General features: G+C 69.1%; 20 protein-coding genes. 4 read left to right on the forward strand and 16 right to left on the reverse strand.

Features of this window, described 5'->3' with window-relative positions; all coding sequences use genetic code 11:
* Nucleotides 1-351, forward strand: a 351-nt coding sequence (locus VGT00_02960) for an ABC transporter substrate binding protein (GenBank protein ID HEV8530358.1), incomplete at its 5' end; no start/stop codon positions are given.
* Between the two features lie 207 nt (nucleotides 352-558).
* On the opposite strand, the gene VGT00_02965 is transcribed toward VGT00_02960, so the two are convergent.
* From VGT00_02965 to VGT00_03010, 10 genes are all read right to left on the reverse strand, one after another.
* Nucleotides 559-1,107, reverse strand: a complete 549-nt coding sequence (locus tag VGT00_02965; protein HEV8530359.1) for a hypothetical protein — start codon at nucleotides 1,105-1,107, stop codon at nucleotides 559-561.
* Nucleotides 1,108-1,151: 44 nt separating this feature from the next.
* Entirely contained in the window at nucleotides 1,152-1,940 is a 789-nt protein-coding gene (locus VGT00_02970) for an enoyl-CoA hydratase-related protein (protein HEV8530360.1), read from the reverse strand.
* A gap of 10 nt (nucleotides 1,941-1,950) precedes the next feature.
* Entirely contained in the window at nucleotides 1,951-3,087 is a 1,137-nt protein-coding gene (alr, locus tag VGT00_02975; GenBank protein ID HEV8530361.1) for an alanine racemase, read from the reverse strand.
* 52 nt (nucleotides 3,088-3,139) lie between these two features.
* On the reverse strand, nucleotides 3,140-4,396 hold the full coding sequence (locus tag VGT00_02980) for an FAD-binding oxidoreductase (GenBank protein HEV8530362.1): 1,257 nt from the start codon (nucleotides 4,394-4,396) through the stop codon (nucleotides 3,140-3,142).
* The gene (locus VGT00_02985) at nucleotides 4,393-6,666 is read right to left on the reverse strand and encodes a molybdopterin cofactor-binding domain-containing protein (GenBank protein HEV8530363.1); all 2,274 of its coding nucleotides are present in this window, start codon (nucleotides 6,664-6,666) and stop codon (nucleotides 4,393-4,395) included. Before VGT00_02985 ends, VGT00_02980 begins: the two co-directional genes overlap by 4 nt.
* 1 nt (nucleotide 6,667) lies before the next feature.
* Nucleotides 6,668-7,144 carry a (2Fe-2S)-binding protein gene (locus VGT00_02990; protein HEV8530364.1) on the reverse strand — a complete coding sequence of 159 codons (477 nt, stop codon included), beginning with the start codon at nucleotides 7,142-7,144 and terminating at the stop codon, nucleotides 6,668-6,670.
* Between the two features lie 120 nt (nucleotides 7,145-7,264).
* The gene (locus tag VGT00_02995; protein HEV8530365.1) at nucleotides 7,265-7,849 is read right to left on the reverse strand and encodes an alpha-ketoglutarate-dependent dioxygenase AlkB; all 585 of its coding nucleotides are present in this window, start codon (nucleotides 7,847-7,849) and stop codon (nucleotides 7,265-7,267) included.
* A 36-nt stretch (nucleotides 7,850-7,885) separates the two neighbouring features.
* Nucleotides 7,886-8,872 carry a Gfo/Idh/MocA family oxidoreductase gene (locus tag VGT00_03000; GenBank protein HEV8530366.1) on the reverse strand — a complete coding sequence of 329 codons (987 nt, stop codon included), beginning with the start codon at nucleotides 8,870-8,872 and terminating at the stop codon, nucleotides 7,886-7,888.
* Nucleotides 8,873-9,003: 131 nt separating this feature from the next.
* A complete protein-coding gene (locus VGT00_03005; GenBank protein HEV8530367.1) occupies nucleotides 9,004-10,029 on the reverse strand; it encodes an LLM class flavin-dependent oxidoreductase in 1,026 nt (341 codons plus the stop codon).
* 103 nt (nucleotides 10,030-10,132) lie between these two features.
* Complete coding sequence (locus VGT00_03010) at nucleotides 10,133-10,795, reverse strand: TetR/AcrR family transcriptional regulator (GenBank protein ID HEV8530368.1); 663 nt, start codon at nucleotides 10,793-10,795, stop codon at nucleotides 10,133-10,135.
* Nucleotides 10,796-10,905: 110 nt separating this feature from the next.
* Between VGT00_03010 and VGT00_03015 the strand changes: the two genes are divergently transcribed.
* From VGT00_03015 to VGT00_03025, 3 genes are all read left to right on the forward strand, one after another.
* A complete protein-coding gene (locus VGT00_03015) occupies nucleotides 10,906-12,357 on the forward strand; it encodes an amidohydrolase family protein (protein HEV8530369.1) in 1,452 nt (483 codons plus the stop codon).
* A 43-nt stretch (nucleotides 12,358-12,400) separates the two neighbouring features.
* Nucleotides 12,401-12,931, forward strand: a complete 531-nt coding sequence (locus tag VGT00_03020) for a hypothetical protein (protein HEV8530370.1) — start codon at nucleotides 12,401-12,403, stop codon at nucleotides 12,929-12,931.
* 113 nt (nucleotides 12,932-13,044) lie between these two features.
* A complete protein-coding gene (locus VGT00_03025) occupies nucleotides 13,045-13,992 on the forward strand; it encodes a dienelactone hydrolase (protein ID HEV8530371.1) in 948 nt (315 codons plus the stop codon).
* A gap of 99 nt (nucleotides 13,993-14,091) precedes the next feature.
* Here VGT00_03025 and VGT00_03030 read toward each other — a convergent pair whose 3' ends face one another.
* Genes VGT00_03030 through VGT00_03055 form a run of 6 tightly spaced genes read right to left on the reverse strand, consistent with a single transcriptional unit; the run spans nucleotide 14,092 to nucleotide 19,286 of the window.
* Entirely contained in the window at nucleotides 14,092-14,703 is a 612-nt protein-coding gene (locus tag VGT00_03030; protein ID HEV8530372.1) for a peroxiredoxin, read from the reverse strand.
* 34 nt (nucleotides 14,704-14,737) lie between these two features.
* Nucleotides 14,738-15,517: a 5-oxoprolinase subunit PxpA gene (locus VGT00_03035; GenBank protein HEV8530373.1), complete on the reverse strand. Its 780-nt coding sequence runs from the start codon at nucleotides 15,515-15,517 to the stop codon at nucleotides 14,738-14,740.
* Complete coding sequence (locus VGT00_03040) at nucleotides 15,514-16,449, reverse strand: TIGR03619 family F420-dependent LLM class oxidoreductase (protein HEV8530374.1); 936 nt, start codon at nucleotides 16,447-16,449, stop codon at nucleotides 15,514-15,516. The genes VGT00_03035 and VGT00_03040 overlap by 4 nt, the downstream gene beginning before the upstream one ends.
* A 55-nt stretch (nucleotides 16,450-16,504) precedes the next feature.
* Nucleotides 16,505-17,233: a CoA-transferase gene (locus VGT00_03045; protein HEV8530375.1), complete on the reverse strand. Its 729-nt coding sequence runs from the start codon at nucleotides 17,231-17,233 to the stop codon at nucleotides 16,505-16,507.
* A 44-nt stretch (nucleotides 17,234-17,277) separates the two neighbouring features.
* Entirely contained in the window at nucleotides 17,278-18,240 is a 963-nt protein-coding gene (locus VGT00_03050; GenBank protein ID HEV8530376.1) for a CoA-transferase, read from the reverse strand.
* The gene (locus VGT00_03055; GenBank protein HEV8530377.1) at nucleotides 18,237-19,286 is read right to left on the reverse strand and encodes a PLP-dependent cysteine synthase family protein; all 1,050 of its coding nucleotides are present in this window, start codon (nucleotides 19,284-19,286) and stop codon (nucleotides 18,237-18,239) included. The genes VGT00_03050 and VGT00_03055 overlap by 4 nt, the downstream gene beginning before the upstream one ends.
* Between the last annotated feature and the right edge of the window lie 120 nt (nucleotides 19,287-19,406).

Here is a 19,406-nt window from a genome sequence, read left to right on the forward strand (position 1 = left end):
GCCGCCAAGGCCGGTCGCGCGGGGGCCGTGCTCCTGGTGGAGGGTCCACGCGCGGTCGCGAACCGGGACCTCATCGCAGAGCTCGGCTTGAGGAACCGGCTGCCCGTGATGGGCCATTTCAGACCTATCGTCCAGGCGGGAGGGCTGATGTCATACGGGGTCGACCTGAACGATCTGTTCCGCCGCGCCGCCGGCTACGTGGACAAGATCCTCAAGGGAGCGAAGCCCGCCGACCTGCCCGTCGAGCAGCCCACCAAGTTCGAGCTCGTCGTCAATCTGAAGACGGCAAAGGCTCTCCGCATCACGCTCCCGCCATCCGTGCTCTCGCGGGCGGACGAGATCATCGAGTGATGAGCTAACTGCTCCTTGGCCTCGAGGAGCTCAAGTAGTTCCCATGCCCTCGGGAGCAAGAATGTTCCGCTTCGAGCGCCGGCTTCGCCGGCGCCATTCTCAGATTGCTCGCCTCGGACGGCAGGGCCCCAGCCCCGCGACGTCCTCCGGCTCGCCCTGCGTCGGGGGGAGGCTTCGGAAGGGGGGCGGAGCCCCCCTCCGAGCTCGCTATCCCGGCAGCTTGTCGCCGTCCGCCGGCGCGACGACCTCGAAGGCGTTGACGACCCCCGAGAGCATCGCGAAATAGTTAGCGGCCGCCGTCAGCTCGACCATCCACTGGGCATCATGCCGGTTCTTGAGGGCGTCGAAGACGGCCTGGTCGGCGCGGTTCGTGCGCATGAGCTGTCGAACGTAGGTCACGATGTCCCGCTCCTCCGCGGGAAGCTTGCCCGGGTCGCCCTTGGCCCGGAGGAGGTCGATGACCTCCTCACCCAGGCCGTTGCGACGGGCCGCGCCGACCTGGGCCGCCCACACGTACGCCGCCTCGCGCTCGCGGACGGCGCTCAGGATGGCGATCGATCGGAGCTTGGCGTCGACCACGCTCTCGTCGCGAAAGAAGGTGACGAGGGGGAGGATCCGCTCCGCGAGCTTGGGGCTGTGAAGAAGCATGCTGAACGGCCCTCGCACGTTGCCGAATACTTTCATCACTCCGTCGACGACGGCGTGGTGCTCGGCGGGTACGTCGGACTTGCCGGTGATGGGAGCGACGCGGGGCATGATGAGCTCCTTTTTAGAGCGGGTAGGACGGCAGGGCCGGACGCTCAGCGGCCTCGGAATGTCGGCTTGCGCTTCTCTCGCCACGCGGCGTGGCCCTCGGCCTTGTCCTCCGTCAGCTCGAGGGTCGCGAAGCGATAGAGATCGACCAGCGAGGCGTCGGCGAGGTTGGGCACGTCCAGGCCGCGGAGCAACGACTCCTTGGCGAGGCGCGCGGCCAGCGGCGGCAAGGACGCGATGTGCCCCGCCACCTCGAGCGTCTTGTCCATCAGGCGGGGGTGCGGCACCAGCCACTGGGCCAGGCCGATGCGCTGCGCTTCCTCGGCTCCGAGGGGGAAGCCGAGAGTGAGGCGCATGGCGTGGCCCCGGCCCACCCAGCGGGCCAGGCGGGCCGCGCCGCCGTAGGCGGGCAGGATGCCGAGCGCCACCTGGGGCAGGCGCCATTCCGCCCGCTCGGAAGCGACGAGCAGATCGCAGCAGAAAGTGACGATGCAGCCGATGCCGACGGCATACCCGTTGACCGCGCCCACGAGCGGCTTGGGGAAGTTCCCGAGGATCTCGAAGGCGCGGTCCCGTCGCTTCGGAATGCCCTTGATGAACTCCGCGGCCGAGGCCATGGTGTGCGTCTTCGGGTCCTTGAGGTTCGCCCCGGCGGAGAAGGCGCCCCCGGCCTCGTCGCCGGTCAGGACGGCGCAGCGGATCTCGTCGTCATCCTCCATGGCCGCGAAGTGACGGGCGATGCCCTCGTTGAAGTCGGCGCCCCACGCGTTGCGCGCCCCGGGGCGGCTGAGCGTGACGATACCGATGGGACCGCGTTTCTCGTACGCGACGGGCATGGGGACGTCCTCACTCGGTGGGCACGGTGGCGCGGCTGGAGAAGTAGACGCGGGCGACTCGTGGCCCAACCGTCGTGGCCACGTGGTGGAGACCGAGGCCGTGCCGGGACGCGACCTCGGCCGGGGAAATCTCCAAGGCGCCCTGGCGGCCGATGATCACGACCTCGTCGCCTACACGTGCGTCGGGCACGGCGGTCAGATCGATCCGCGTGTGCTCGAGCGACGGCGAGCCGACCACGGGCACGGCCTGACCGCGCACGAGGACGTGGCCGGCGTGCAGCCAGCGTAGGCCGTCGGCCGAGCCCATGGGCACCACTCCGAGTCGCATCGGCGCCGCCACCGGGAAGGGAGCCAGCTCGGCAAAGCGCTCGCGGGGAGCGAGCTCCTTGAGGGCGATCACACGCGTGGTGAGGGCGCGGAACGTCGGGCGGAGCGGAACGGGCGGCGTCTCGCCGGGGAAGGTGATGCCGTAGAGCATCCGCCCGGGATCGACCGCGTTGAGATACGTGTGGGGGAAGCGCAGCACGAACGGAGTCGCGGCCAGGAGCCTGATGGGCACCGGAACGCCACGCGCCTCCAGCTCGTCGACGACACCGGTGAACCGGCCAAGCTGCCAGTCGGCGTAGGCAGGATCGCTGCCGACCTCGGCATGGGGATGGGCGCAGATGCCGCCCAGGCTCAGGTGACGCAGCTCCAGCATGGCCAGGATCGTCTTGACCGCCTGCTCGGCGGGAACCCCGAGGCGCTCGAGCCCCACGTCGACCTTGACGAACACCTCGCACGGACCGGCCGCGGCCTGCGAGTAGGCCCGGGCGCCCTCGAGATCGACGAGGGTCGGGATAAGGCCGTGAGCGAGAGCGTCGGGGGCGGCCTCGGGCAGCGAGTTCGGATAGACGAGAATGGGCGAGGTAATTCCGCGCTGGCGCAGCCGGATGCCCTCGGACAGATCGGCCACGGCCAGGTAGTCGGCGCCGTTGCGGACGAACACCCTCCCCATCTCGGCGGCCCCGAAGCCGTAACCGTCGGCCTTGACGACGGCAAACACTTTGCGCTCGGGGCCGACGAGCCGCCGCACCGCCATGATGTTGTCGGCGGCGGCGTCGAGGTCGATCTCGAGCGTGGTCGGGCGGAGCGGGATGGTGGTCATGACGGGTCTCCGCCGAGGAGCATACCGCACGGAGCGATGCCGACGACGCGTTTCACGAGGCGGACGACATCTCGCTGCCCGCGCGGTAGTGGGTCGCGTAGGCCCGCCGGCATTGCTCGCGCAGCGCGGTCTCGTCGGGCTCCCGCCCCGCGAAGCGCGCGGTGGAGATCTCGGAGAGATCGAGCGACGGCGCGCCGTCGAGGATCCACTCGGCCATCGCCTCGCCGAGGGAAGGGGAGACGCTGAGGCCACCCACGCAGCAGCCGCTCATCACCCAGGCGCCCGCCACCCCAGGCAGCGGCCCCGCGAGGTATCGGTCGTCCACCGTGAGGGTGGGCAGCCCGCCGCGGTGCTCGGCCACGCGGATCGCGGGGTCCTGGAAGATCGGGAACTGCTCGCTGACGCTGCGCGCGAGCCGCCACAGCACCTCGATGTCGAGCGGCAGCTCGGCGATGTCGAAGGACGGGGGGAGCGCGGCGACGTCGACCTGCAGCGGATCGGGCTCATAGCCGCCCAGCATGAGCCCGCCGCGCTCGTGGCGCACGTAGACGTTGGCGTCGATCACGCGGGCGATCGGGAACTCGGGCCCGACTCCAGGAATGGGCTCGGTGATCAGGAGCTGATGGCGCGTCGGCACCACAGGCAGCGATCCGCCGAGCCTGGCGGCGACGAGTCGCGCCCAGCCGCCGGCGGCGTCCACGACCGTGTGTGTTCCGATCGTCCCCTGCAGCGTCCGGACGCCTTCCACGCCGCCCGCGCCGATCTCGAAGCCCGTGGCGGGCGTGTGCGGGAGCAGCACGGCTCCGAGCTTTTCCGCCGCCCGGCAATAGCCGATGGGCAGCTCGGACGGCTCGACGTTGCAGTCTGTCGGGCTCCACGTGATGGCCACGATGCCGCGCTCGCCGAGGATGGGCAGCCGCCGTCGCGCCTCGGCGATGGAGACGAAGTCGATCTCGACGCCGACGGCGGCGCCGCGGGCCACCTCACGGGAGAGCTGCTCGGCGTCGCCCTCCGTGCGCGCGATCTTCAGCGCGCCGCTCTGGGTGAAGCGGAGCGGCTGGCCGGTCTCCTCGGTGAAGGCCGCGAGCTTCGTCACCGCGCGCTGGGCGAGCCGGGTGAGGGCCGGGGTCGCGCGGACCTGGCTCGAGAGCCCCGCCGCGCGCGGCGATGTCTGCGAGGCGAGGGCGAAACGCTCGAGCACCGCCACGCGGGCGCCACGCCGCGCCAGGTGGTACGCCGCGCTCGCGCCGAAGGCGCCGGAGCCGATGACGACGACGTCCGCCGAGGCGAGCACGGGCTTGTCCGTCACCGTCCGGAGAGGGCGGCCTTGACCCGATCGGGCCGGAACGGCACGGTGCGGAGCCGCACGCCCGTCGCGTCGAACACGGCATTGCCGAGCGCGGCGGGCACCGGCGTCGACGCCGCCTCGCCGACGCCGAGCGGCGGCTGGTCCAGCCGCTGGATCAATTCGAACTCGAGGGCCGGAACCTCCGGAAAGGTCAGGATCGGGTACGAGGCCCAGTCAACCGTGGTGACGCGGTCGCCATCGTAGACGACCTCTTCGTGGAGGGTGCGGGAGAGGGTCTGGATGATATTGCCCTCGACCTGGCTCTGCACGCAGTCCGGGTTGATCATGAGCCCGCAGTCCTGGGCGCATACCACTCGCGTCACCCGGATGCGGCCGGTGGCCCGTTCGACCGCCACCTCCATGCCCATGGCCACCAGCGTCTCCTCGTGCTTGTAGTGGATGTAGGCGATGCCGCGGCCCCTGAGCACGGCCGCCTTCGGGTCGGCGGGGCGTGGCGACGGCCGAGGCCGCCAGCCCATGCGCGCGGCCACCCGGCGCAGCACCTCGACCCCGCGCGGGTTGGTGAGGCGGCGCAGGCGGAACTCGACGGGATCGACGCGCGCGAGAGCCGCGATCTCATCCACGAACGACTCCAGGGCGAAGGTGTTGGCGACCTTCCCGGGCGCGCGAAACGCGGAGGTGCGAAGCGCAGCGTCGGGAATCCAGTGCACGACGGCGTTGACGTTCGGGAGCGTGTAGGGCGGGTCCACGTTCTGGTAGATCAGCCCGGTGGATCGTCCCTGCGTCTGCGGGATTCCCGCCGCATCCAGGGCCAGCAGCGGAATATTGGGCAGGTCGGCGGTGGCGATGGGGAGCCACGCCTGCGTCTCCCATGCCGCCACCCCGCCCTCGGCATCGACGGCGGCCCGCAGCTCGAGAAGCTGAGCGGGACCCTTCGGGTCCAGACCGTGCTCCTCTTGCCGGCTCCACTGCACGCGGACCGGGCGGCCCAGCGTCTTCGAGAGCAGCGCCGCCTCCGCAGCCGCGTCGTCGGCGCCGTTGGGGCCGTAGGAGCCCGCGCCGTCAAGATAGATCACGCGCACGCGATCCCGCTCGAGCCCGAGGAAGCGGGCGCACGTGTCCTGGAACCCGTGGGTGCTCTGGGACGAGCTCCAGACGGTGGCGCGATCGGCCCGCACGTCGGCCACGCCACAGGAGGGCCCGATGGAGCCATGGGTCTGCATGGGCCAGCGGTACGAGGCCGCGAGGCTCCGCATCCCGGGGGCCGGCGCGCTCAGCGCCGAGAGATCGCCCCGCTTGGCGATCTCCTGGTCGCGGACCACGCGGCTCGCCCGCATCGACTCGAACTCCCTGGTGTAGTCGGGCAGCCCCGTGCCGGCCGTCCACTTCGTGTGGAGCGCGCGAGCCGCTCGCACCGCCTCCCACTCCCGCTCGGCCACGACGGCGAGAAAGCTCTGGAGCCGCACGACGCGGGCGCCGCCCATCCCGGCGATGGGCGACTCATCCACCGACACGAGGGTGGCGCCCAGCGCGGGCGGCCGGATCACGCGGGCGTGGAGCATGCCCGGCAGCGTCAGATCGTGCAGATAGCGGTGATGACCCGTCACCTTCGCCGGGATGTCGGGGCGGGGGAGGGGCTTGCCGATGAACCGGAAGCTCTGCGGCGCTTTCAGGGGCGCTCGGCCGTCGACCTTCAAGTTGAACGCGCGATCGCCGATCAGCTCTCCGTAGGTGACCGACGCGCCCCCGTCCTTCGCGCGCACGACGCCATCGACCACCTGGAGGTCGCCGGCCGGCCGTCCGAGACGCTGGGCCGCCTGGGCGAGGAGGGCCTGGCGCGCCGTGGCCGCCGCCCGGCGGAGCTGAGTGCCGCCGCGGGCGATGCCGTAGCTGCCGGCGGTGGCGCCCTGATTGGGGGTGAGCGCGGTATCGCCCTCGATCATCGCGATGCGCTCGAGGGGGACGTCGAGCTCCTCGCCGGCGAGCTGGCGCATGGCGATGCGCCCGCCCGTCCCGATGTCCACCTTGCCGACGAAGATGGTCACGGACCCGTCGGCGTGCACGGCCAGGAACGAATCGACGGCGTCCGGAGCCAGGGGCTTGCCGAGGATGCGATCGGCGCCCGGCAGCGTCTGGCCTGCCGCCCGCGCGAGGCCGTCGAGCCCGAGGCCGACGATCAGGACCCCGCCCGCGACGAGGAAGCTCCGCCGCGAGATGCTCCCGGCTTTCCTTTCAGCTTCGCCTCGCGCGCGGCGACTGCGCGGGGCCATCTCAGCGCCCGCCCGTGGTCGCGGAGGCGGCGCGGAGGACCGCGCGAATCACGCGGGCGTGGCTGCCACAGCGGCAGAGGTTTCCGGAGAGCGCCTGCCGTACCTGCTGCTCGCTGGGGCGGGGCGTGCGCGCGAGGAGGGCGCGGGCGGTCATGACCATGCCGGCCGTGCAATACCCGCACTGCGCCGCCTGCTCCGCGATGAATGCCGCCTGGAGCCGATCGGGACGGTCGGGGGAGCCCAGGCCCTCGATGGTGACGACCTCCTGACCGACCACCGCGCTCGTGGAGGTCACGCACGAGCGGACCGCGCGCCCGGCGACGAGCACGGTGCAGGCGCCGCACTGGGCGAGACCGCAGCCGAAGCGGGTGCCCGTCAGCCCAAGATCATTGCGGAGAGCGTAGAGCAAGGGAGTGTCGGGGTCATCCGACTCGATCTCCCGATTTGCGCCGTTGACCCGCAGCGCCAGCTTCGCCATGCGCGTCCTCCCTGGAGCGGTGACACCGTTTCTGACGGGGGCGTCACGCGACGGTGTTTCGGAGACGCTACCACGCGCGCCCGACGGCCGCCAGCGAACCGGCCCGCAAATTTTCTGCGATCATGGCTCACGGAGCAGGTGCCGGAAGGTCAGGCTTATCCGCTCCCCTTGCCGGCCCGCCTGACGCGGGATGCCGTGGACGTAGTGGCGCTGGCAGGTCCCTCCCATCACGAGGAGGGCCCCGTGTCCAAGCGAGAGATCGTGCCGCTCTCGATCCTGTTTCCGGCGCGGCTTGACGACCAGTCGCCGCGCCGTGCCGAGTGACACGATGGCCACCAGCGGGTCCGGGCCCAGCTCCGGCTCGTCATCGGAGTGCAGCCCCATGCTGTCCTCGCCGCTCCGGTAGCGGTTGACGAGGACGTGATTGAAGGTCATGCCGGCGCGCGCGTTGACATTGGCGAGCAGCCCGCGCGCCGTCGGCGTGAACGGCCGTGGCTCGAGCGTTTGCCCCGAGTAGCGGTAGGCGAGATCGCCAGCCCAGGCAATCAGGCGCGGCTGCAAGATGCGGCGCCCGAACAGCACGATCTCCCGCTGCTCCCAGTCGAGCTCGCGACGAAGGCTCGCCAGCGCATCGTCGGCTTCCTCCGTGGGTAGCCACTCGGCGTCGTAGTCGAGCCAGGCGCCGGAGGTGAGGGGAATACGCATCGCGAAAGGTCGCGCGAGGATCTGGGGGGCGCGCACTTACTCTGACGCGGGACCGGCCAGCTCGTACGCCTGGTCGATGAGCACGGCGACGCGCGCGCAGTCCTCCACGCCGATCGGGGGCGGGGCGCCGCGACGCCAGTGGTCAAGGGCGTCGCGAAGCGCGGTGAGAGCGATAGGCTCGGGAAGGGGGACGGCCGCCGTCTCCTCGCTGGAGGCGGTGACCAGGCGGAGCATGTCGTCCTTCACGGCGAGAATGGCGTCACGCCCGGCGATCTTCCACTCTCCGTCCGTTCCGTTTCGCGGAAAGCCGTTGCCGATCTCGATGGTGCCGAGGATCCCGCCCGTCGAGCGCACGAGCACCGAGGCGTAGTCTTCCACGCGCTCGCCGAGGGCACGCCGGCTGAGCTGCGCCCCGGTGACCTGGGCATCCTCGCCCGTGAGGTAGAGAAAGAGGTCGAGAGCATGCGGACCCAGGTTGCGCAGACATCCGCCGCCCGCCACCGCGGGATCAAGCATCCACGGCGCGCCCCACGCGGGGTAGCGCCCGGACGTGGGGCGGTTCAGACGGAAATAGATATGCGACAGGGGACCGAAACGCCCCTCGGCGAGGAGCTGCCGGGCGCGGGTGGTGAAGGGGAGATAGCGCTGGGCCAGCGGCACCGCGACGAAGGCCCGCTTCGCCGCCGCCTTGTCGGCGATGCGCCGCACTTCGGCGGCGTTGATCCCCATGGGCTTTTCCATGAGAAAGGGATAGCCGTGGTCGAGCAGGTAGTGGGCGGTCTCGGCCATCACGCTGTGGCGACCAAGGGCAATCACGAAGTCGGGGCGCGTCTCGGCCAGCATGTGGGGGTAGTCGGTGAAGACAGGAGGATGGCCGAGGGCCGCGGCACGTTCGGCCGCCACCGCCGCGCTGGGGTCCTGCACGCCCACGAGCTGAACATCGGGCAGGGTCACGAGGTGACGCAGATAGGCCGAGTCGTAGAGGGAATGCCAGTGGCTGACCTCGATGGCCGCGACGCGCATCAACCCAGCCCTCGCCTCACCGCTCTCGTCGCCTGCGGCTCCTCGGCAGCGTTTCGGCTCGAAGATCAACCCAGCCCTCGCCTCACCGCTCTCGTCGCCTGCGGCTCCTCGGCAGCGTTTCGGCTCGAAGATCATCGCGGGCTCCCGACGGCGGCCGCGACCTCCCTCATGAAGCGCCGCATGAACCCGCTCACGTCCGGCACGAAGGCCGTGATGACGAACTGGCGGGCGCCCGCGGCCATGGCGCGGCGAATCTGCGCCACGCAGTCATCGGGGGTACCGGCGATGCCGAAGCGATCCCGCAAGAACTCCGTCAGGCCCCAGCGCTCCGTCAGGTCGGCATTGACGGCGCCGGCGATCTCGTGCTGATGGGCATCGTATTCCCGCTGGAGCCCCCGGATGCGCTCGTGAAGGTCGGGCGGTAATGCCTTGCCCTCGAGCGTGAAGCGGAAGGCGTGGTTGGCGCTCGCGGCCAGGGCCATCCTGATGGGCGCCACCGCGGCCTCGCGCGTATCGGCCACATTGGTCTTGGCGAACCACCATATGTCGAGGTCCTCGAGCGTCCGCCCGGCCGCGCGCGCGCCCCGCTCGATGGCGGCGAGCGACACGCTGATGACCTCGGGGGTGAGGCCCAGTCCCACGATCACGCCGTCGGCCACGCGCCCGGCCAGCTCGAGCGTTCGGGGCCCTTCGGCGGCGAGGTACACGGGCACCCGGCGCGTGGACCGCCGCACCTGCCATTTTCGACCGGTGTGCTCGACGACGACCCCGCTCGTGAGCTGCCCGAGCGTGACCACGGCGTCTTGGAGACCCGCCACCGTGGAGGGCGGCGCCCCGAGCGTATAGATCGCGCTGTCCCCGGAGCCGAGTCCGAGGATGGCGCGGCCACCCGAGAGCTCGTCGATGCTCGAGATGGCACTCGCGGTGACGACCAGGTGGCGGGTCTGTGGATTGGTGACGAGCGGCCCCAGCCGAATGCGCGACGTCTCGCGGGCGGCCACCGCGAGGGCGACGTAGAGCTCGCGGAACACCGACTGCGAGTCGGCCACGCCAAGGAGGTCGAACCCAGCCTCCTCCGCTTCGCGGCAGAGCCTCCCGAAGTCGCCGAGCGACTCCGGGAGAAACACGATGCCGAATCGCGCGCGGTTGCTCGTCACGGTGCCCTCTCGGCTGATGGCAAGGTCGCTACGTGGGTGGGTGCCGAGTGGACCTTATCATGTCACGGCCCGCGGCCGAGGGCTGCCCCGCGCGGCACGCTGGCTACGCCTGACGCACTCCCAGACCCAGGAACAGATCCCGGGTCACCATCTCGGCAACCTCGGCCACGGGCCTGTCGAGCACTCCATCGATGAGGAGAGCGGAGAGGCCGTGGACACTGGACCACGCGGTGAGGGCAAGGTCCGCGGCCGGCTCCTCGGAGCGCACGAGTCCGGCGCGCTGGCAATCCGCGATCGCGTCGACGACCATGGCGAGCGTGTCGCTGGCGACCTGACGAAGAGCCGGGAAGGCTGAGCGGTCCGCCATGTCGCGTCCGAACATGACGCGGAAGTGTGATGGATGGCTCGTGGCGAACGTCACGTAGCCGAGCCCCACCGCCCGGAGCCGCGCGAGGGGGATGTCACCGCAGTCCTGGACGGACTGACGCATGGCGGTCATGAGGGAGCGGAACCCGTCCTCGGCCACCGCGGCGAGGATGGCTTCCTTGTTCGCGAAGTGGCGGTAGGGAGCCGCTTGCGAGACGCCGGCCAGGCGGGCAACCGCCCGCAAGGTCAGCGCTTCCGTGCCCTGATTCTCCACGATATGGAGCGCCGCATCCAGGAGTGCCCGGGGCAGGTCGCCGTGATGGTATCCCCGATTCGGGCGCTTGGGCCGGCGGGGCTGACGCTGCTTGGGCGGAGGTTCTCGGGGATCGACCCGTTGCACGATTGAACCTAGCCTAGCTTTTTGGTGTTGACACTGTCAACATCTATATGTTACCAATGTTCACATCAGCCAGGATCCATGCCGCGAGGCAGCGGGCAGGAGGAACGATGATGCGTGAACGACGCTGGGTTCGGAAGTGGGGCCGGGACGTCGAGACCGATGGGTTTTCGCCGCTCCCGACCCAGGTCATATCGAACGAGGAGTACCTCCCGCTGCCCCAGACGCGCGAGCAAGCGCGGGTCGCCGCGCTGCTGCAGGAGACGGCCCGGGCGAACGCGCACCGGCTGGGAGTGAGCAGGCGCGACTTCCTCTCGTCCAGCGCGGGGATGGCCTCCGCTTTCCTTGCCTTGAACACGGTCTTCGGGCGATTCTTCGAGGTGGATCCCGTCGAGGCCGTGGAGTCAGCGGCGGCCGACGCGCGGAAGCCGTCAGACCAGTTCATCTTCGACATCCAGACCCATCACGTGGCCGCCCCTCGCCAGTTCCCGTACCTTCTCGGTCTGCGCCGGCTCGGGCGCGTCTGGAATCGCGAGCTCGAGAAGGACCGCGGCATCATGGAGGATCTCTATCTCGGCAACTACATCAAGGAGATGTTTCTCGACAGCGACACCACGGTCGCCGTGATCAGCGGCATCCCCTCGGCGGCCGAGGCGAGCAACATCCTCCCCCCGGACAAGATGGCGGAGACGCGCGACGTGATCAATCGACTGGCCGCCTCCCAGCGGCTCATCGCGCACGGGCTCGTGTCCCCCAACAAGGGAACGACCGACCTGGAGGAGATGCGACGTCAGGCGGCCGACCTCAAGATCAGCGCGTGGAAGGGGTACACCGGTCTGCCCTTCGGCAATCCGCCGAAGCCCTGGCGAGTCGACGACGAGAGGGTCGCCTACCCGATGCTGGAGGCCTCTCGCCGCCTCGGCGTCAAGAACATCTGCCTGCACAAAGGGCTGCCCCTGCAAGGCGGCGTCGAGGAGTACTGGCATCCCAGGGACCTCGAGCGCGCGGCCAAGGACTTTCCCGACCTGAACTTCATCGTCTATCACTCGGCCTTCCACTCGCTCCGCCCGGCCCTCGCCACCGCCCGCGACGAGTTCCGCACCTCGGCGCGCGTGGACTGGGTCTCCGACCTCTGCGAGATCCGCCAGGGCAATCCAAGCCTCACCAACATCTACGCCGAGCTCGGCTCGACATTCGGCCAGATGGTGATCACCTCGCCGCTGCTCTGCGGTCACGTGCTCGGCATGCTCATCCAGTCGTTCGGCGCCGATCACGTCCTGTGGGGCACAGACTCCATCTGGTGGGGCTCGCCGCAGTGGCAGATCGAGGCCCTGCGCCGATTCACCATGCCCGAGTCGCTCATGAAGCGGTTCGGATACCTCCCGCTCACGCCTGACGTGAAGGCGCAGATCTTCGGCCTCGGCGCCGCGCGCGTCTACGGTATCGATCCGGGCCTGCACCGCAATCCGGTACCTCCGGACTACGTGTCGAAGCTGAAGGCGGCCTATCGGGAAGAGGGGCCGAGCCCGAGTCTCACTCAATACGGATGGGTGCTGGAGGGCTGAGCGGACCATCCTCACCCGTGGGGCAAGAAAAGGAGACTTTGTCATGAGAGTTCGCAAGCGCCGCCAGCTCGTGATTGCCGCGTCCGTTTCACTCGCGCTGCTCTTCTCGTTGATAGCTTCTGCTCGCGCGCAAGCTCCTCAGGGGGGTTTCGCCAGCGTGGTCAGCGCGGCCAGGGCGTGGTCCGGGTGTCTCGGCGTGGAGACGGGGCAGACGGCGAGCGGCAAGCGAGTCATCTTCGCGTGGTTCGAGAGCAAGAAGGCCCTGGTCGGCTGGTATCACTCGGAAGTGCACCAGAAGGCGATGAAGACGGCCTTCCCGAACCAGACCTTCGACCGCGAGCCGCTCCCCGATACGCCCGAAGACAGCGGGCCCATTCTCGCCATCGTGTCCTTGAAACTCCTCGACGCGCCGAGGCCCGACGCGACGTCCCTGCCCATTGCCTCGATCGGGATCGAGCTCTACACGCCCTTGCCCGGGGGCGTGGCCGTAGGCGGACGATTCGCGCCCGAAGCTATCAAGGTGCGTGGACTGCGGGAGATCGAGCTGGGGTCAACGCAGGGTCGACCTCGCTGACGGGGCCTTCGGCGTCAGGGCGTGCCTACACGGCCGGATGTCCGCAATTTGCTCGAGAAGGTACGCCCACCCATGCTCCCCGCCTCAGGGCGCCCCAAAAACGAAGGTGCTCGATGAAAATTACGCTTTCGCTGCTAGTGGCCCTCATTCTCTCTTCCGCGACGGGCGCGGCCGGCACTGTCGGCTTCCAGCGCGTCAGCGTGCCGGATTCGGACGACAAGCCACGCGAGGTCGGGATCTGGTATCCGAGTGATGCCCCGGCGTCCGCCCAGCTGCTCGGTCCACACCGCCAGACGGTGGCGCCCGACGGAGGCCTTGTCGGAAACCAACTGCCCCTCATCGTAGTCCTGCACGGCGTCCAGGGTTCCTTCGAAAACCACTACCACACGGCCCTCGCGCTCGCCGAAGCCGGGTTCGTGGTGGCCGCCGTCGCCCAGAGCCAGGAGATTCGTCTCGTCGAACGGCCACGCCATGTTGCCCGCGTGCTCGACTACATGCTCGCCGCTTGGCCTTACCACGACCGAGTGGACCCGACCCGCATTGGCATCTTTGGGTACTCCGTGGGCGGCTTTACGGCTCTCGTGACGATCGGAGGCGTCCCCGACTTGAGCCGGATCACTCCCTATTGCGCCGAGTTTCCGGATCGCGTTTGCGGCATGCTGAGGGAGCGCAACGTCGATACCAACACTGCCGCCTCGGCCTGGGTTCGTGACGGGCGCATCAAGGCCGCGGTGGTCGCCGCGCCGACGCTCGGCTTCACCTTCGGAAAGGATGCGCTCGCGCCGATCAAGGTGCCCATGCAGCTTTGGCGCGCCGGGAATGACGACATCACCCCCCATCCGCGACATGCGGAGGCCATCTATACCGCGCTGCCGACCAGGCCCGAGTACGTCGTCATCCCAGGCGCCGGCCACTTTGCCTTCCTCACCTGCAGCGCAGAGATGGTGAAGCGAGCACCCGTGATTTGCCAGGATGCGCCGGACTTCGACCGTCAGGCGTTTCACCGGGCGTTCAATGGCGCGGTCGTTGACTTCTTCAAGAAGCAATTCCCGGCCCCATGAGCTCGACGACATGGACGGCGTCACACCACGGCGAGCGAACCCGAACGGGCTCCGGCGGGGAGCTGGCCCCAGCTCCCCGCCGGAAGGGTCTGCGGTGGATCAGGAGGCGGCGGCCTTGGTGGCCTTCAGGACCTCTTCGGCGTCGAGCAGATCGAGGGGGTTGTCCATGACCTTGATGAACTTCACGGTCCCCGTCTTGTCGATGATGAAGTAGGCTCGTCTCGCGTAGCGGTAGACCGGGCTCTTCTCGTCGGTCTGCATGGCGCCGTAGGCGGGGAGCATCTGACGCCGGAAGTCCGAGAGGAGAAGCTGCTTGCTGCCCTGATCCTTCTGCCACGCGGCGAGGGCGAGGTGATGATCGGTGCTGATGCCCACGACCTGGGCACCCAGGGCTTCGAACTGCGGCAGCGCCGCCTCGAAGCCCCTGAGCTCTTTCGTTCAGGTGGGGGTGAACGCCGCGATGAAGGTGTAGAGGACGACGGGACCCTTGGCCGTCAGGTCGGACAGCTTGACGGGCTTGCCGTCGATGCCGTTCAGCGCGAAGTCGGGCGCCTTCTGTCCGACCTCGAGGGCGCCCGCGCTACCGACGAGGGCGACGCTGATCAGGGCCGCGGCGACGATGCTCCGGAGCAGCAGGGATGTTCGCATGGGACCTCCAATTGGGCGGATGTTGTTGAGCCAGTAACCCCGACGATGACCTTTCGGTTCCATCGAATCGCGCCCCGGCCTTCGCCTTCGCGGGCTCCTAGCCCTTGAACCAGTCGCGCAGTGGCTTCACGACCGCGCCAGCCTTGACGAGGCCGTCCCGGACGGCGGCCACGATCTTTTCCGCCCCCGGGCTGTCGCCATGTATGCAGATCGTGTCCACCTTGGCCGTGATGGTCTTGCCGGTGATGGTCGTCACCTTCTGCTCCATGGCCATCCGGACCGCCTGATCCGCCGCCTTCGACGGATCGCTGACCAGGGCGTCCTTGCCGAGTTTGCGGCTGACGAGCTGGCCGTCGTCGGCATAGACGCGGTCGGCGAACCCCTCGGCGGCCACCCGCGCCTTGGTCTTGCGCGCCTCCGCGTCGTACTTGGTCATGGCCATGACCATGAGGATCAAGCTCGGGTCGAGCTCGGCGACCTGCTCAGCCGAGGCGCGACCCAACTCGAGATTGTCCTCGAACATGTGGTACTGGATGCCGTGAGCCTTGACGTGCTGGAGGGTGGAGCCGGCGGCCTTGACGAAAGCCCAGAGCGCGCCCACCTGATAGCGATGGATGTCCTTGATTTCCTGGGGGCTCACGTCCATGCGCCGCCGGCCGAAGCCCATGAGGTCGGGCAGGCCGGGATGCGCGCCGATGGCCACGCCGTGCGTGAGGGCCAGCTCCACGCTCTTGCGCATCACGTGCGGGTCGCCGCCATGGAAGCCGCAGGCGACGTTGGCCGACGTGATGTGCGGCATGACGTCCTCGTCGCGCCCCAGGGTCCAACGGCCGTAGCTCTCTCCCATGTCGCAGTTGATGTCGATGTAGATGCTCATAGCTTTGCCATGACCTCCTTGGCGATTCGCTCCACCTGCGCCGGCTGGTAGCGGTACGGGATCAGGATAATCCGATTCACGCCCGTTTTCACGTGGGCCCGCAGCTGCTCGATGCACTGCTCGGCCGAGCCGTGGATGGCGTGCTCGATGGTAGACTCGCTCCAGGCCGCCGTATCCCACTCGGTGGACAGCCACTGGCGCATGTCCGTCTCGGTCTCCTCGCGGTTCCTGCCGACGTAGATGGCCAGCTGGTTCGTCGCGCTGAGGGCGGCGGGATCGCGGCCGGCCTCCCTGGCGAAGGCGCGGATCTTCTCCCAGGACTTGGTGAAGCTCTCCGGGGTGTAGAAGTAGGTCAGCCAGCCGTCGCCCACCGTGGCCACGCGCTTGAGCACGGCGTCGACATAGCCGCCGATCAGCACGGGCGGGCGGGGGCGCTGGGCCGTACGCGGCACCATGACGGCATCGCGCAGGTTGAACTCGTCGACCTTGATGGTGACGCGCTCTTCCGTCCAGAGCCGGAGGAGGATGTCGAGATTGCGCTCGAAAATGCGCCCGCGCTGCTTGAAGGGCACGCCCACCGCGTCGAACTCTCGGGCGTACCATCCGGCGGCCACGCCCAGGATGAGCCGGCCGCTCGAGATCACGTCCAGGCTGCCCAGGGCCTTGGCGGCGACCACGGGATTGCGGAGGGGGAGCACGAGCACGCCCGTGCCGAGCTTGATCTTGCTGGTCCGCGCGGCCACGGCGGCCAGCGTGGTGATCGAGTCGATGATGGGGAACGAGGGCTCGACGCCCAGGAGGATGTGGTCCCAGGCCCAGAGCGACTCGAAGCCGAGGGCCTCGGCGCGCTCCGCGTAGGCGTACAGGCTCGTGACGTCGGGTACCTCGCCGGGGCCGACGAAATTGCGGATGGCCAGACCGAACTGGGTCACGGGGATCCTTCGTATCCCTCTCCCCTCAGGGGAGAGGGCAGGGTGAGGGGTGGGTTCATAGAAACTGCCGCGCGGGATCGAGCATGCGCAGGATACCAAGCTCCTCGTCGGTTGGCGGCTTGGTCGTAGTCAGCGTGTCGGACACGAGCACGTCGAAGCCCGTGCTGGCGCGGACCGTGTCGACGGAGACGCCAGGGTGCAGGGCCTCGAGGCGCATCCGCCGGCTCCCGGGCTCGAAGCCGAAGACGCCGAGGGTGGTCACCACGCGCGAGACGCCCCCGAAGAGCAGGCCGCTCTTGCGGCGGCTGTCGCCCCCGTCCAGCCAGCCGGGGCTCGTGATGAAATCCACGGTGTCCGAGAAGCGCCGCTTCTCGTGCACGGTGAGAATGATGACCTCGCGGCAGAGCGAGATGATGTCATTGGCACCGCCGCTGCCGGGGAGCCGGACCTTGGGCCGCTCGTAGCTGCCCCCGATGGCGCTCGTGTTGAGATTGCCGTAGCGGTCGATCTGGGCGCCGCCGATGAAGCCCACGTCGAGAAACCCCCGCTGGGCGAGCAGGAAGGCGTCCGTGATGCCGGGCAACATCTGGGCATGGTAAGCCGCGCGCATCTCATTGGTCGAGATGGGCAGCGAGCCCGGCTTCCATCTGGGCCCGATGATGCCGCCCTCCACCATCATGGTCAGGCCCGGCGCATGGGTGCGCTGGGCGAGCGCGGAAGCCATCAAGGGGGCGCCCACGCCCGCGAAGACCGTCATGTTGTCCTTGAGCTCGCGCGCGCCCATCACGGCCAGGAGCTCGTTGGGCGTCACGCCGCTCCCGCCCGCGCTCACGAGACCAGTTCCTTGCCGCGCCGCTTTGCCGCGGCCAGCGCTTCCTCCCCGAAGAGGGCCAGATACTCCGCGTGGGTCGCGGGGCCGTAGACATAGCGGTCCAGGTATTCCTGCACGGCGGCCGGGCCGCGCGCGTTGATGCTCTCGACGTACGCGCCGAAATGATCTGGCTCGGCATCGTAGAGGCCGTAGCACTCGTGCGGGTAGGCGCCGTGGGGCACGTGAACGAGGGCGTCCACGATGAAGCCCGGGATGACGGTCCGGTCGGGATGCCGGCGAATCTCCTCCTCGCTCACGATCTCTTCCGCGGTGACGAGCACGGTGGCCGCCGCGCGCGAGATGTCGGCGTCCATGTGGGCATAGCCGTCGATCTGGCAATTGCCGAAGCGGTCGGCGCGGTGCACGTGGAGCAGCGCGACATCGGGGAAGAGCGCGGGCACGGCGAGGAGCTTCTCGCCGGTATACGGGCAGTCGATGATCTTGGCGCCGCCCACGTCCACCAGGCTGGAGCCCAGCATGGTCAGGGCGGGCAGAAAGGGCACGCCCATGGCCGCCGCGCGGTAGCGCAGCCCGATTCCGAGGTGGCTCCACTCCTCCATGGGCACGCGGCCCGACTCGACGTATTCGCGCACGATCTTGGAGAGCCCCCAGGGCAGGCCGATGCCCATCCAGGAGGTGACGACCTTGTCCACGGCGCCCGCGACCATGCACCACTCGCCCTCGTAGCACATGAGGTTGCGCGAGATGCTGAGCCCCTGGGGGCGGCGACGGAGCAGCGCGCGGATGAGGGCCAGGGGCGTGCGCGAGAAGAGGCAGCCGCCGAAGGCGAGGTGATCGCCGTCTTTGATCTGGGCGACGGCGTTCTCGATGGTCGTCAGCTTCTCGCCCGCGCTCTTCGGCTTCCCCTCGAGCCGGGCCCGCGCGGCCCGGAAGTCGTACTCGCGAGGCGAGATCGTCAAGAAATGACCTCCCAGCTCTTCTGGAAGCGATCGAGCTGGTCTACGGTGTGGGGATCGAGCGGATGATCGCGCTCCGGGATGTCCACGTGCTTGGCCTCGCCGCACAGCGGCGTGGTGAAGTAGCGCTGGCCCGTGTCGTTGATGATGGTGACGATGGAGGGAAGCTCCGGATGGCGGCGCGCCAGCTTGAGGGCGGCGGCGACATTGCAGCCGCTCGAGATGCCGCAGAAGATGCCCTCTTCCTTGGCGAGCCGACGAGCGGTCTCGACGCTCTCGTCGGTGGTGGTGGTGATGATGCCCGTCAGCTGGGCGACGTCGAGGTTGCGCGGCACGAAGCCGTCGCCGATGCCCTCGATGCCGTGATGCCCCCAGGCGCGCGCGGAGAGGAGCGCGCACTCCGCGGGCTCGACGGCGTAGAGGCGTACCGCCGCGTCATGCTGTCGCAGGTAGCGGCCCACACCCGTGAGGAGCCCGCCCGAGCCCTGGGAGTCGACGAAGGCGCCGACCTTGCCGTCCATCTGGGCCCAGATCTCCGGTCCCGTGGTCAGCATGTGCGCCTCGACATTGTCGGGATTGTCGAACTGACCCGGCACCCAGTAGCGCGCGGGATTCGCGGCGCGTATCTCCCCGAGCTTCTGGAGGGAAAGATCCACGTCGCTCTCGCCGCCCTTGGTGAAGACGAGGTCGGCGCCGTAGGCGCGCATGATCTTCTTGCGCTCCTCGCTCATGCCCTCGGGCATGACGATGGTGCAGGGATAGCCCTTGACGGCCGACACCCAGGCGCAGGCGATGCCGGCATTGCCCGTGGAGCACTCGAGCACGCTCATGCCGGGCTTGAGATCTTCCCGCGCCTCGGCGCGCTCGAACATGTGGAGATAGATCCGGTCCTTGAGGCTGCCCGTGGCCCCATACCACTCGACCTTGACGTAGAGCGCGGGCTTGACGTCCGCGGTCATCCGGTTCAGCCGCACGAGCGGGGTGCGGCCGACGGCGGCGGCGATCGAGGGCAGGGCGCGCGCGTAGCGAGCCCATTCGAGGGGCGTCATAGAGTTGGCAGTCTAGCATTTCTCCTTCGGAGGGGCGACCCGGACCACCCCGCGAGCGGCGGCGCTCCGTGTATACTTCGCGTGTGACGAAGGCACGTGGCTTTGGCGCCCGCGGGGGCG

Source organism: Candidatus Methylomirabilota bacterium, assembly GCA_036002485.1.
Lineage (GTDB): Bacteria > Methylomirabilota > Methylomirabilia > Rokubacteriales > CSP1-6 > AR37.